The sequence below is a fragment of the Paenibacillus plantarum genome (assembly GCF_013141695.1).
Taxonomy (GTDB): Bacteria; Bacillota; Bacilli; order Paenibacillales; family NBRC-103111; genus Paenibacillus_E; species Paenibacillus_E plantarum.
In genome coordinates, this window is sequence record NZ_WHNY01000040.1 from 62,910 (window position 1) to 75,900 (window position 12,991).

Annotated in this window: 12 protein-coding genes; 2 read left to right on the top strand and 10 right to left on the bottom strand. The window is 45.5% G+C overall.

Annotation, left to right across the window (positions count from 1 at the left end; genetic code table 11):
- The first annotated feature begins 9 nt into the window (after nucleotides 1-9).
- Nucleotides 10-1,359, top strand: coding sequence for a UDP-glucose dehydrogenase family protein (locus tag GC096_RS12450; protein ID WP_171630549.1), 1,350 nt, complete (start codon nucleotides 10-12; stop codon nucleotides 1,357-1,359).
- A 122-nt stretch (nucleotides 1,360-1,481) separates the two neighbouring features.
- Here GC096_RS12450 and GC096_RS12455 read toward each other — a convergent pair whose 3' ends face one another.
- Nucleotides 1,482-2,231, bottom strand: a complete 750-nt coding sequence (locus tag GC096_RS12455; RefSeq protein WP_171630550.1) for an alpha/beta hydrolase — start codon at nucleotides 2,229-2,231, stop codon at nucleotides 1,482-1,484.
- A 95-nt stretch (nucleotides 2,232-2,326) separates the two neighbouring features.
- Nucleotides 2,327-3,211 carry a LysR family transcriptional regulator gene (locus GC096_RS12460; protein ID WP_171630551.1) on the bottom strand — a complete coding sequence of 295 codons (885 nt, stop codon included), beginning with the start codon at nucleotides 3,209-3,211 and terminating at the stop codon, nucleotides 2,327-2,329.
- Between the two features lie 127 nt (nucleotides 3,212-3,338).
- Here GC096_RS12460 and GC096_RS12465 point away from each other — a divergent pair, with 127 nt between their 5' ends.
- Complete coding sequence (locus GC096_RS12465) at nucleotides 3,339-4,079, top strand: SDR family NAD(P)-dependent oxidoreductase (RefSeq protein WP_171630552.1); 741 nt, start codon at nucleotides 3,339-3,341, stop codon at nucleotides 4,077-4,079.
- Between the two features lie 62 nt (nucleotides 4,080-4,141).
- On the opposite strand, the gene GC096_RS12470 is transcribed toward GC096_RS12465, so the two are convergent.
- The 8 genes from GC096_RS12470 to GC096_RS12505 all read right to left on the bottom strand — a co-directional run bounded on the left by GC096_RS12470 (nucleotide 4,142) and on the right by GC096_RS12505 (nucleotide 12,983).
- Entirely contained in the window at nucleotides 4,142-4,702 is a 561-nt protein-coding gene (locus GC096_RS12470) for a 5' nucleotidase, NT5C type (RefSeq protein WP_246302741.1), read from the bottom strand.
- A gap of 26 nt (nucleotides 4,703-4,728) precedes the next feature.
- Nucleotides 4,729-5,457 carry a (S)-benzoin forming benzil reductase gene (locus GC096_RS12475; RefSeq protein ID WP_171630554.1) on the bottom strand — a complete coding sequence of 243 codons (729 nt, stop codon included), beginning with the start codon at nucleotides 5,455-5,457 and terminating at the stop codon, nucleotides 4,729-4,731.
- A gap of 35 nt (nucleotides 5,458-5,492) precedes the next feature.
- Entirely contained in the window at nucleotides 5,493-5,951 is a 459-nt protein-coding gene (locus GC096_RS12480; protein WP_171630555.1) for a GNAT family N-acetyltransferase, read from the bottom strand.
- 366 nt (nucleotides 5,952-6,317) lie between these two features.
- Nucleotides 6,318-7,124, bottom strand: a complete 807-nt coding sequence (locus GC096_RS12485; protein WP_246302742.1) for a metallophosphoesterase — start codon at nucleotides 7,122-7,124, stop codon at nucleotides 6,318-6,320.
- 270 nt (nucleotides 7,125-7,394) lie between these two features.
- Nucleotides 7,395-8,186, bottom strand: coding sequence for an HpcH/HpaI aldolase family protein (locus GC096_RS12490; RefSeq protein WP_171630557.1), 792 nt, complete (start codon nucleotides 8,184-8,186; stop codon nucleotides 7,395-7,397).
- Between the two features lie 13 nt (nucleotides 8,187-8,199).
- The gene (locus GC096_RS12495) at nucleotides 8,200-9,684 is read right to left on the bottom strand and encodes a sedoheptulokinase (protein WP_171630558.1); all 1,485 of its coding nucleotides are present in this window, start codon (nucleotides 9,682-9,684) and stop codon (nucleotides 8,200-8,202) included.
- Nucleotides 9,685-9,755: 71 nt separating this feature from the next.
- On the bottom strand, nucleotides 9,756-11,657 hold the full coding sequence (locus GC096_RS12500) for a hypothetical protein (protein WP_171630559.1): 1,902 nt from the start codon (nucleotides 11,655-11,657) through the stop codon (nucleotides 9,756-9,758).
- Between the two features lie 231 nt (nucleotides 11,658-11,888).
- Nucleotides 11,889-12,983 carry a Gfo/Idh/MocA family protein gene (locus tag GC096_RS12505; RefSeq protein ID WP_171630560.1) on the bottom strand — a complete coding sequence of 365 codons (1,095 nt, stop codon included), beginning with the start codon at nucleotides 12,981-12,983 and terminating at the stop codon, nucleotides 11,889-11,891.
- Between the last annotated feature and the right edge of the window lie 8 nt (nucleotides 12,984-12,991).

The window sequence follows — 12,991 nt, forward strand, 5'->3', positions numbered from 1 at the left end:
GGACTTCACATGCGTTTAACGATTATTGGAACGGGTTATGTCGGTTTAGTAGCCGCAGTTTGCTTCGCAAAGTTAGGTCATTTCGTCACAGCGGTCGATCGGATACATGTCATTCAGGACCTTCGCGAGAATAAATTAGCGATTTGGGAACCTGATCTGCAGGAGATGCTTGAAACTTGCCTTAGTGAGGGCCGTTTATCTTTTGACACCAATGTAGCAAACGCATCCAGGGGTGCTGATGCACTTATGATTGCAGTTGGAACCCCAACTGGCGTGAATGGTCAGACCGATCTTAGTCAAGTTGACGATGTGATAGCTCAATTGAAGCAAGCTGGTGGCGTTTGCCCTCCGTTTATCATTATGAAAAGCACCGTTCCCGTGGGCACCTGTGATGAGCTGGAGGCTAATTTACTTACTGCCGGACTCCATTCGGAAGTCGTGTTCAACCCCGAATTTCTTCGTCAAGGCAGTGCAATTAACGACTTTATGAACCCGGATCGCATCGTTTTCGGATGCCGTTCGCACCTAGCCAAGGCCGCTCTTCATCAACTATATAAAGGGATCAATGCCCCGATTCAAGTCTGTGATCGACGCAGTGCTGAGCTGATCAAATACGCCTCCAATGCCTTCTTAGCGATGAAAATTTCATTTGCCAATATGATCGCGGATGTCTGCGAGGGATATGGCGCGGATAATCGTCAAGTTATGCAAGGCGTTGGTGCGGATCGACGCATCGGTCCTCATTTTTTACGAGAGGGCATTGGATATGGTGGATCCTGCTTTTCCAAAGATTTGCAGTCACTGCTGACTTCCGGCAAAGCCATTGGGCGCTCACTTCCCTTACTCGAAGCAACGGCTCAAATCAATGAGGAGCGAATTCCTCAGTTGTTGGAAAAGCTGATCTCACTTTGGGGAAATCCACGTGGCAAACGACTAGGTGTGCTGGGTATTTCCTTCAAACCGAATACGAATGATATGCGTGATGCACCATTTCTCACTTTGCTGCGACTCTGTTATCTGTATGGCATTGAGGTGCAGATTTATGATCCTGTCGTCCTACCGACCTCAATCGAAGGCGTGATCCAAAAGGACACAGCTTATGAGGTAGCTGCAGCAGCTGATGCGCTCATCATCATGACGGAATGGCCGCAATTCGCTGAATTGGACTGGGTTCTCATGGTTCAGCTCATGCATCAGCCCATCTTATTTGATGGACGCAATGTCATATCCGATGAGACGATATCGCAGTTAATGATGGTGAAGAACATGGTCTATATTCCCGTTGGAAGACCGATGGAACGAACTACGCTTACTCTGGAGCGCGATATCTCTACTCTTCGCCATAGTTACGGGACCTAGATCCGTTTCGCAGCACCGGCATCCTCCGCTGGAGAGGGTTATCTTAACCTCAATCTGGCATAAACTCGAAAAAACCGGCAACCTAAGACTTGAACGAAGTCCTTGATTGCCGGTTTTATTTACTACCTACCACCTGGAAAAATAAATCTAATCGCATGAGGAAAATAAGCATTAAAATAGCTATGTAAATGTAAGCCTTCGGGATCAGTTTCTAGACGTATACAATCCCTTCCGCCAGGAATTTTCTGAGACAATAGTTCGTAAGCTTTCCTCGTATTCGGCACCATGTGCTGCTGTAACGTCGTCCTTCCTACCCCTTCTTGTTCACCTACATAGAGAAAGATTCGCATATCGGATTGTGTGAACACGTGCTGTTCAACGAAATCCATGAAATTGGCATACCATAAGGAGGCGGACATGAGCGCGAAACGGCCGAAATAGGCAGGCTTTTGAAAGGCTGCGTAAAGTGAAATCAATCCCCCGAAGGAAGCACCTGTAATGCCTGTATGAGCAGCGTCTTTAAGGATTCGATAACGTGTCCTCACATAGGGCATGATTTCCTCCGTAACCATTTTCAAATACACATCACCTTCACCCTCAAAAAAACCACCATCATTCACGAGATTCTCCGCTCTCCACGGTGTGTACTCCCGATTTCGCTCCTGTGGTTCAATGCCAATGAAAATGACTTCTTCTGTCACACCGCTTGCAAAATCAGCTTCAAGTGCAGTCATCGAATCTACGAATAGATAACTTCCATCTTGCACAATGACCGAAGGAAAGCGTCTTGCGACATCCAACTTGTAGGAAGCTGGGGTATACACATAGATCGTACGATTTGCGAATTCTAGCGTGTCCAAATTACCTTGCAACTTCATCATCTCCAATTGTGATTCATCAACCCTTCATTCATTGATAATCATTATCATTAGAGATATGGTAGCATAGGAATGCTTTTCTGTAAATCTTAGGAATCAAGCGTATTCAATTTTTCTTTCAAATATCGAAACAACTGTCCACTCGCATAACTTAAAGGCGCGGATTTGTATATGAACCCTGTCAACATATCAATAGATGCACCACTCACTGGAAGTACCTTTGTCCCACGAGGCATCGGGTCTAGTACAATCTCAGGCACTAGCGCAAAGCCAAATCCATTTTCCACATAGGTCTTCAATGCAGTCATGCTGCCAATCTCCATCGTATCTATCGCCACATGCCCTAACTCTTGAAGGATCATTTCCAGTTTTTTCCGATATGGACACGTTGCTGACGTTATCAAAAGTCGATGACCTACGAATAGACCTGGTTCAAGATCCTCATACAGGCTAAGGGGATGATCCTCAGGTAGTAAAGCAACAAATTTCTCCGAGAACAGCGGCTGAAAAAAAAGATCGGTTCCTATTTCTGGTGCCGAACAGCACGCGAAATCGATTTTATCTTGCTGCAAGGACTCGACCAAAGCTGTGGTGCTAGCAATTTCAAGCGAAACACGGATTCGCGGATGTATCGTCATGAACTCTTTTAACAATGGCGGTAATCTATAACTGGCTGTTGGCTCTGTCAACCCGATTCGCACGTGCCCTACTTCACCCGATTGTAGATCCGATAAGTTCGTTTGCAACCTCTCCAACCTTTTAACAATCTCCAAACTTTCCTCGTAAAATAGTCGGCCTGCTTCCGTTAAGCGGATATTCTTCCCGCGTTCTAGAAGTTGAATACCTATATCGGCTTCTAACTTTTGAATTTGCATGGTCACGGTTGATTGGGCATAGTTCATTTCCACTGCTGCTTGATGGAAACTGCCATATTTCACGATCATATGTAAAGATTTTAACGTTTTAATATCCATGCTGATCTCCATTCCTATAATTCAATTTATTTGAATGAAATGTTCAATAACTTCAATTATACAGAACTTAAAACTACCTTTACAATGAACATATAGCAATCATATAGCAGTTAAGGAGGAATTTTGAATGGAACTAACTAATAAAGTAGCACTCGTTACAGGGGGCGGAACTGGCATCGGAAGAGCGGTCAGCTTCGCACTAGCAAAGCGAGGGGTTGCGGTTGCAGTGAACTATTCTCGTTCTAAGGCAGATGCTGAAGAAACAGCACAAAAGATCATCCAAGAAGGCGGTCGTGCAATTGCCATACAAGCAGACGTTTCCAGTAACAACGAAGTCATAGAGATGGTACGAGTTATTGGACACATTTTGGGAGACGTAGATTTATTAGTCAATAACGCAAGTATTACACACCATATTCCCTTACCTGATCTTAACGCTGTAACCGAAGAAATTTGGGATGAATTGTTCGACGTGAATGTGAAAGGAATGTTTTACTGTGCAAGAGCCGTTGCGCCAATGATGAAAACAAGTGGACAAGGGGCGATCGTCAATGTTGGAAGTATTGCAGGATTAACCGGTGTTGGCTCTTCTCTTCCCTATGCCATTTCTAAGTCGGCCGTCCATGGCTTGACCAAATCCTTAGCTCGAGCGCTAGCACCCCATATTAGGGTGAACTGTGTCGCACCAGGAGCAGTGGCCACTCGTTGGTGGGCTGGAAGAGAAGAACAGATGCAGAAACTAGCTCCTAACCTGCTGCTCAAGCAGCTTTCCACGCCTGAAGACATCGCCCAGTTTATTTGTGCAGCTCTGGAACAGGAAGCTATGACCGGACAAATCATTACCGTTGATAGTGGTCAGACCTTATAATCACGATATAAAAAACAACGTTCTTCATCAATTTGACGAGAACGTTGTTTCATCTATCCTATTCAAATGAACTTCGAACCTAAAAGATCGATCTGTTTCTTAACCTCCAACCAATTCGCAGCTCGATATACATAATCATTTGCAATACTCAGATTATACGGCTGTTCAAATAAGATGACTGGCCGCTGAGCCGCAGCTAACTCCTCTGCATAGTGTGGCGCATCATCAATCAGAACATCAACACCGTAACTTGTGCAGGCTTGCAGCTTATCTTCAACCAACAAAATATGATGATAATCAATCTGAAATTTCTCAAGCCATGCCATGGTGACATTCTGATATTGTTGCGGCCTAGCTGTCACGATCGTAATCTGGTGTTGTTTAAATAATTCTTGTAATACCTCAACAGCCATAGGAAAAGGTAATGACCCCCAATGTATATCGTGTCCGAAGCTATCATACACTTCATCCCGTTTGGCTTTATCCCAACCATATAATCGGTATAGATAAAAATCATTAACATCCTTATGGGTTAGTTCCAACCCAGAAACTTTATTATAACAATGTAAATAAGCTGAAGTAGCATCCAGTACGGTGTTATCCAAATCTATGCCAATATGCATCACGTTTCATTTCCCCTCTTACAATTCTAAGCCAGTGTTCCATCCCTATGACGACTGATTTCAAGTACGATGTTCCGTGCAACCGTTTCAGGCTTCGCTAGATGACCTTCTTCATTCTGTTTTCTAAAATAGGCCGCTAACTCGAAATCGCTTTCTCGCGCAATTTGTTGCATACCCGTATTCATCATGCCCGGGTCAATTGTCAGTAAATGAACCGGATTTCCTTCCTTCTTTTGTTCCATCGCCACACATTTCGTGAACATGTTCAGGGCAGCTTTGGAAGAGCAGTACACACTCATACTGCTTGCAGGATACTGTCCCGAGCCTGATGAAATGTTAACAATCACGCGTTTTACAGTCCAATTCGCAGTTTCCTTCATAAAGCTTGAAGTAAGTAGTATCGGTGCAGTTAGATTCAGTTGAATGGACGACACAATTTCATCTGACGAACATGCTTCAATAGGATTAAATGGAGTTACAGTTGCCGCATTGTTAATTAGGGTTATCGTTTCAACTTTGGATGAATCCATGGACTCAATGATCTCCCGCAAGGTAGCTTCTATACGCTCAACCTGAGTGAGGTCTGCTGCTATGAACGCATAGTTAGCTTTTAAATCCTGCGCAAGCTGTTGAATCTCCTTATTCACCGTTCGTGATATGCCCAATACCAGCGTTTCCTCCGACAACAACTCGCGTGATAGTGCTGCTCCTAACCCACTTGAAGCACCAGTTATGATGTAGACGTGTTTACTCATACCATGCATCCCCCTTCATACTGGCAATACAATAATTACCAATGTTTTTCCAAAGCTTCTTCACTTCGAGCGAACTCATTTCTTTCGTAAAAATCAACACTATTCGTACTCGGCCATAAAATAAGAAACTCGACCTCATGTTCTTTCGACCACTGTTCCATTGCTTGATGAATCTTGGTTCCTAATCCCTTACTTCTATAACTTGGCCTAGTGTACACATTCGTCACATAACCAAAGTACGGATCTGGCGATTTGCCAGGTCTCGGTACCTTATGAATCAATTGCAGATACATATGCGAGACGATCTCGCCATCCACTTCCGCAACCCAAACTTTCCAATCACTTCCACTGAGTGCATTAACTAAAAACGCTCTGCATATTAATTGAAACTCCGCAAAATTAGCACCGCTCTTATTGTCTTCCTCAGAGAAATCCCATCGCATTTTAATAAGTTTGTCTATATCATCCAATGTTGCCAAACGAATTATTTCCATATCGTAACCTCGCAATCTCGTCATCCCAGTAAATTCGCTGAACAGCAGTCATTTCCTTTTTTCACCAAATGAACTGCGGATAACTTTAACCCTTCTCCAGAAGCTGCTTGAGTTCGACTTTGCCTAACTAAACTGAGAATTCTATGCTGGAAAGTACTAATAGTCCGGTTATACCCACCTATTTCCCCATTTTGCTAGCGTGAGGGCTGTTTGGGTTGATTTAGATGGGCAAAGTTGAACTAATTGACTCAAAACGTTGCGGACGGTGAGATTAATTCGGCAATTTCGGACTAAAGGTTAGTGCACAGCACTGAAGTAGCAAAAAAAGACCACCACGAAATTCCGTGGCAGTCTCATTCTCACCTTTTACAAACCAATTTTGAAAACAGCAATCTCCGGCGGGCAAGCCACGCGAATCGGTAACAACCGTGAGGTTCCCAGACCTCGATTAATATAGAAATGCTTTCGCTGATCGATACGTTTGAGTCCAACATGATAGTTTTTATAGGCACCAATCGTATGTCCAAACAGCCTAACCTGCCCCCCATGCGTGTGCCCGACGAGCAATAAATCAAATGGCATGTGCGGCTGTAGGGAAGTTTCAATAATACTCGGAGAATGAGCTAACATGATGATCACCTCAAAGCTTTGTAGATCTTCTACACGCATAGTCAGCCGTTCTTTGCCATATAAGGAATTGTCAAAACCGTAGATCAACCACTTCTTATCTCCGATGTCCACAGGAAATTCACGATTGGATAACACAGTAATATTCGCGTCCCGAATGGTTCTAAGAATCGCCTCATAATCTTGATCTGAATTCAGTTGGAATCGGGATTGGACTAACCCATAACGTTCATGATTACCTGGAACAAAAAATAAACGCTCACACTTTATTTGACGAATTTCTTTCAGAACTTTGTCCAGTTGCTCTTTGGTAGATGCTAAATCACCTGTAATCATCACAAGATCAGGGTTAACGTGATTCACCATTTTACTCAGAGAGCCATTGATGAAATGAGTTTGACCATGCAAATCAGTAATTTGCACAACGGTGACCTTCTTGCTAGCTGGATCGCCCATCTGAATAAGTGAATATTTCACCCATAAGGTGCTATATACGATAAATAGTGCTGCGAGCACTAGTAAGACAACTAAACTGGCAATCATCATCACACCGCACTAACCTCGCTTCATAAAGGACATTCCTGCCAATATACCTCTTTTTCAACGCAAATTCCACTTTCACGGGATACCACCAGCTATCATTACCTGAAAAAATAGTAAAAAACCATCAGGGCAGATACCCTGACGGTCCTTTGGCTTTTTCAAGCATAACTAAGTTTGCTGTTGTCAAGTCTTCAAAAAATTTGCTGTCGTGCCGCCATCAACACGCAAGTCAGTCCCCATGAATCGTGAATATAGGGTTATTTCAAGCACTGCTTAATGCAGATGTCGCAATTCTTCCAACTGTCGCAGACCATTGCTGGCTTGTGCCATCATTAGACGAACTTCGCTGCTCCAGCTCAACAGTTGCATGCCGTGCTCAACCCCCGTCTTTAGAAGCGTTTGGTCCGAAGATATAATGCCCGAACAAATCGCATGCCGATGAGCAGCTTTCCCGAGTTTGCTTATAGCTCCGTTGAGATGAGCTGTCGCTACTTCTGTACTCAGCGTATCTCCATCTCCCTGCATATCTTGAAGTAGGTCATTAGGTCCAAGCAGCATGCCATCTATGCCGGATACCGCACAAATCTCATCTACCCGCTCCAATCCTTCTGCCGTCTCGATCTGTCCGAGCAGAATCGTCTCATCATTCGCTTGCCTCATGTAAGCTTCCGCATCGGGAACCTCGTAACCGGCATGCGTCCGGTTTAGGGCTACGCCCCGCTTGCCTATGGGCCTGTATTTGGCATACTCCACTACTCTTTGCAGGTCCTCCGGTCCAGACACCATGGGCACCAAGAGACCGCTAGCCCCCATATCCATGTACTTCAATATACAGGTACGGGACGTATCCGGAATACGCACGATCACCGGCATTCTCCAGCCTTTGGCAACGGCAATCATCTGGGCGACAGACGCGTAATCGAAGTACCCGTGCTCACAATCCACGATCATATATTCAAAGCCGCTAATTTGGAGCATACGGGGAAGATTCGGCGTATTGAATTCTACAGCCATCGTTCCAATCACGATTTCACCGGATTTCAGTCTGTCTTTTAATGCGCTCATGTCACGCCTCCTACTATAATATGGCTTGCAGCAACACTTCTCGTGTTTCGTGTACACTGGCGTACAAGCCTTCGCTTACAAGCGCTAGTCGCAGTAAGCCGTGAAAAACCTCATCACATGCAGGTGCCATGACGGCTTCAATTCCGACAGCCTTCGCAATCGCATCCCGCAAAAAAGCATTTTTCATTATCACCCCGCCAGTAAAAGTGATCTGTTCGATAGCTTCGCCAGCTGTTGCCAGTACATACAGATTACGCTCATAAATCGCGGCGATTTCTTCCATCGCTGCGGCAAACAGGCCGCCCACTTGCAAATTATCGGAATCGATATTGTCAATTGCCCCTTTGTCAGCGACTGTTTGCTTCCCATAAAATCCAACATGCACATGTAGCTGCCCATTACTGGATTGCCCCTTTCCAGTTTTGAAGTATTGTGCCGCTCTGTCTGCTTCTGCTAGTAGCCGCTCCCACAGCGTGTCTTCTGTTAATGCTGTCCCGTAGATCGATTGTCCCACATCGGCAATAAAGCGCACGAGTACGGCCATATTCCGCCCACCCGGCAACTTCGTAATTGTAGGTAGATAGCTACCTTCAAAATAAGGCCGCAGCTCCCACTCGCCGATATGATACGCATCCGACACTCGTGAGATCCAGCCAGCAGTACCCATGTTGACGATGGCCTCGTTCGTCGCATCAGCAAGGCTGCCCAGCACAGATGCCTGATGATCGCCAATGTCGGGATAAACTGGAATGGCTCCCCACCGGCTATGATAATGACCCACAATATCAGTACCAACCACAATCCGCGGGAATTGCAACGCTTGGCAGCCCACAGCGCGAACGATATCTATATCCCACTCACCTGCCCTAACATCAACAAGTCCGGTAGGCGCTGCATTCGTGAAATGGCAAACATGACTCCCCGTCAAGCTCTGAATTAAATAGCCGCCTAGGGTGCACAGTCGCTTGGAGCCTAGTGTTTGTATATCATTCATGGAGACAGGACATGCCGTACCCTGCCCCTCCCACTCAATCTCCATCCCCGAATCCGCTTGCTGCAGCATATGAAATAAACCAACCGCAGCCACTCCAGGCTTCTCCCATAGTCCAGTCCGTCTCCAAGCTTCCTCCCCTACTCGTTCCATCAGTGCGGAGAAATAGCTTGAGCCCAGCTTATCAGCGTACTCTAAGCCACGCTCGTCCTGCCAGCTAATATAAGGGGTAACAGCAACGCCATACTCATCGGTTATAATAAATCCATGCATTTGCGTCGAAATCCATATCCCCTTGCATCCTGGACAACTGGCCAATTGGCGATCAATCAGCCCTTGCATCAACTCAAGCAGTTGAATCGCATTCCATTCCTTAACCAATGGGTTTTCATTGGGAAGCGGTTCGGGCATACGAATTGATTCCATATTCGTAATCGCAAGATACTGAACATCGAGCTGAGCCGCTTTGAGAAATGTACTTCCCACGTCTATCGCAATATATCGCATCCATATTTCCTCCACAAAGAATCTCCATTTAAATCATGCAAAGATACCTTTCATGAATTAAACAACGCATGTCAACTGCTCTTGCCAAAAAGAGTTACAACCCTTTCTAATACCTCTTTATTAAATACTGCCACTCCATCAGAACGCACTTCGATTAAACCCACCCATGGGTTATAGGCATAAGGATTATGGCCAATTTCATATAATAACACGCCTGTCACTCTATGATCCTTCACAACACCTTCGACGAATTCCGCTCGCAAATCATCTCCCTGTGCGATATAGCAATGAACCCACAGCGGTTTGTGCAATGCCGCTGCCCGGTCCTTAATCTGTGTGGACAATGCGTTTCGATAGGTGCCCCAATTATAATCTTTGATCGTAATCTCATCGGCAAGCTCGATCATTTTCTCCCAGTCTGGAAGAACCTTAGGCATTGCCCAGAAGCCTAGTTCACCAAATGAACTGGATATTTGCGGATTTTCATAGCAATCGTGGAAATGGATCTGAACGATCTTGTGATACTCATGCAGCACATGCGCGGCGTCAGTGACAAATTGCAGATAAAATTCGCCCCGGATCCTCATCACATTGAGCGGATCTGCTTGTTCCGTCAGGATATCTATGCCGTATTCTTTTTGATAAGCTTCTACAATCGGTTCATTATAGCCGTAGTTCACATAATCACTAACCATACCCGAGTGATTCTGGAGCCGAAAATCCACGCCATCGATACCTACCGCTATCAATTTCTTCACGACGTCCAACCAATATTCCCGCACTTCCGGATAGGCTTCGCAATGGGTGCCTTTCATATATGTCATCTTTCCCCGTGCAATTCCGTAGCAGGTGCCTCCCATCCAGCCATTGCCCCAGATACCTGCTCCATACCATTCAAATTCAAACCCATTGCGTTTAAAAAGCGACTTAGCTCCGCTATTAATTCCAAAACCAGCACCCACTTTGATAGGATACGTAGCATCAAACCATTTTTCAGTTCCAGGTGCGAATGGTTGGAGGGGATCATCAGCATCGCTGTCCGCATTATTAGTTACAGCCTCGTTTCGTACATAAGGCGTGCAGGTCACTGGAATCTCGCCCAGATCGCCATACACACAAATCATTGAATACGGAATCATCACTACCTGCTCCTGCTCCATTTCCATGGTTATTGCAAGATAGCCAGCATCCGGAGGAATATTCAGATTAGTAACGTGCACTTCCCGACATCGCTTCGGTTCATCAAACAAGGGCAATCCGTTGGCATCAAATAGAGGCTTGACAACCACTTCCTCACGTATTTCCAAGCTTCCTTCATATAGCTCATAAGTTCCATTATCGACACTCGTCCACAATTGAATTCCCGTCATCGGATGATTAATCAGGCTAGTGTCCGGCTTAGAGGCAAACACATCCGTCCGATCATAGCTGATTCTTTCTTCGACTTGATCCAAGCAAAAGCTTAGTGTGAGACGCGTAATGGGCTGAGCGATCAATTGCTCATAATTAGGGATAGGCTTCCGCATCACTCGCATGTTCCCATGGTCAGGCAGAAATGAGTCCAGTCCTACGCGTTCTCCCCCGATGCAAGAAAGGGAACGGTTCTTGAACGAAGCCTGCTTTCCATGAGGAATCGTATAGCCGCCCCCGCCTTCATAGGGTTTCATAACAGCAAAGGCCTCCATGCCTACCCGATGCGCTTCAAATATATGTTCAAAAACAGGATCTCCTACAGATAGAATAGATTCTATGCTGTAATTACCCGCTTGATTGTCTGGATTCATCACGCTCAGCCACGGATTGCTGTACATAGGATATCCGGGCAAGGAGATCACAAGGTAAACGCGACTATAGCCGAGTTGGGCAAGCAGCTCCATTTTATTGCGAATTGAACCATAACGATAAGGCACACCGCATAAATCCGGGAAAATATCGATAACCGGTGCAACATTCTTGGGAAAGCATTTACTCATATTAACTCCATCCCTACCTTGATTCAATTTATAGTAATCGCTTTCACAAGCAGCCTACCTCTATTATAATTCTTGCTTCGACCCTGATCATTTAAAAAATATGTACTAAAACATCAAATTTTAAATAAGCCGGCTCCTGATCCATCCACTTTCATTATAATAATTGTTTGCTTCCATAGGTGAAAAAAGACCTTCAGAATGATTATTCTGACAGTCTTCGCCTATTGTTGTTTATAACACCGTTTGTGGATTCAACGCAGCTGGCTTCTCACAGCTGCTTTTCATCATATAATGCTGCCCCGCATCCGAAGCATCATGGAAACCATGCATCGCCTCAAGCACATGGTAAGCTAACTCGCCATTAGCACGGTGTGCGGAACTGTCTCCTGTGATGAGCGCCTGCGCCATAGCTGCAACACCAAGGCCGCGGTTTGGGTCTTTGTAGCCGTGTGAAAATGGGATCGGCTCCCAATCGGAACCGTTTTTGCGAATCATCACCTGTCCGCCGAACGTATTCGGGTCAGGTACCCGTAAGGATCCGTGGCTGCCATAGATTTCAATGTTCGGCAACCGCGTGCCGCCCATGATATCGAAACTAGTAATCATCGTAGCAATCGCACCGCTATGGAAATCAATCAAACCAGTCACATGCGTAGGCGTGTCTACCTTGATTTTCTGACCACGCTTTTTCTCACTGGAAATCGTTCGTTCAGGGAAAGATATCGCTGTAGAACCTGTCACGCGACGAATTGGTCCCAGCAGCGCTACCAATGCTGTTAGGTAGTATGGACCCATGTCGAACATTGGACCGCCACCTTTGGCATAATAAAACTCCGGATCTGGATGCCAATGTTCATGCCCTTTCCACATCATGAATGCTGTAGCAGCGATAGGTGTACCAATCCAGCCATCCTCAATCAGCTTCACGCACGTTTGAATGCCGCCACCGAGGAACGTGTCTGGCGCACTGCCGATCAATAACCCTTTGCGCTTCGCCACTTCCAAAATCTGTTGACCCTCTTCACGTGTTACAGCAAGCGGCTTCTCTACATAAGCGTGTTTACCCGCTTCAAGAATTTGAATACATACTTCTGCATGAACCGCTGGAATCGTCAGATTAATGACAATATCCACCAGAGGATCACCCAGCAATTGTTCTACTGTGTAAGCATGCGGAATGGCAAACTCCTCCGCACGCGCTTGCGCGCGACTCACATCAATATCCGCACAAGCGTAAAGCTCCAGATGCGCATATCCAGGAATGTTTTTCATATAAGCTGCACTAATATTCCCACAGCCAATAATACCAACCTTCATTTTGTTCATCGTCTTAC

Bases quoted from the DNA above. Each gene is read 5' to 3' on its own strand.
- GC096_RS12450 (WP_171630549.1), top strand. From the start codon at position 10: ATGCGTTTAACGATTATTGGAACGGGTTATGTCGGTTTAGTAGCCGCA.
- GC096_RS12470 (WP_246302741.1), bottom strand. From the start codon at position 4,702: ATGCATATTGGCATAGATTTGGATAACACCGTACTGGATGCTACTTCA.
- GC096_RS12480 (WP_171630555.1), bottom strand. From the start codon at position 5,951: ATGGAAATAATTCGTTTGGCAACATTGGATGATATAGACAAACTTATT.
- GC096_RS12495 (WP_171630558.1), bottom strand. From the start codon at position 9,684: ATGCGATATATTGCGATAGACGTGGGAAGTACATTTCTCAAAGCGGCT.
- GC096_RS12505 (WP_171630560.1), bottom strand. From the start codon at position 12,983: ATGAACAAAATGAAGGTTGGTATTATTGGCTGTGGGAATATTAGTGCA.
- GC096_RS12460 (WP_171630551.1), bottom strand. From the start codon at position 3,211: ATGGATATTAAAACGTTAAAATCTTTACATATGATCGTGAAATATGGC.
- GC096_RS12475 (WP_171630554.1), bottom strand. From the start codon at position 5,457: ATGAGTAAACACGTCTACATCATAACTGGTGCTTCAAGTGGGTTAGGA.
- GC096_RS12465 (WP_171630552.1), top strand. From the start codon at position 3,339: ATGGAACTAACTAATAAAGTAGCACTCGTTACAGGGGGCGGAACTGGC.
- GC096_RS12490 (WP_171630557.1), bottom strand. From the start codon at position 8,186: ATGAGCGCATTAAAAGACAGACTGAAATCCGGTGAAATCGTGATTGGA.
- GC096_RS12485 (WP_246302742.1), bottom strand. From the start codon at position 7,124: ATGATGATTGCCAGTTTAGTTGTCTTACTAGTGCTCGCAGCACTATTT.
- GC096_RS12500 (WP_171630559.1), bottom strand. From the start codon at position 11,657: ATGAGTAAATGCTTTCCCAAGAATGTTGCACCGGTTATCGATATTTTC.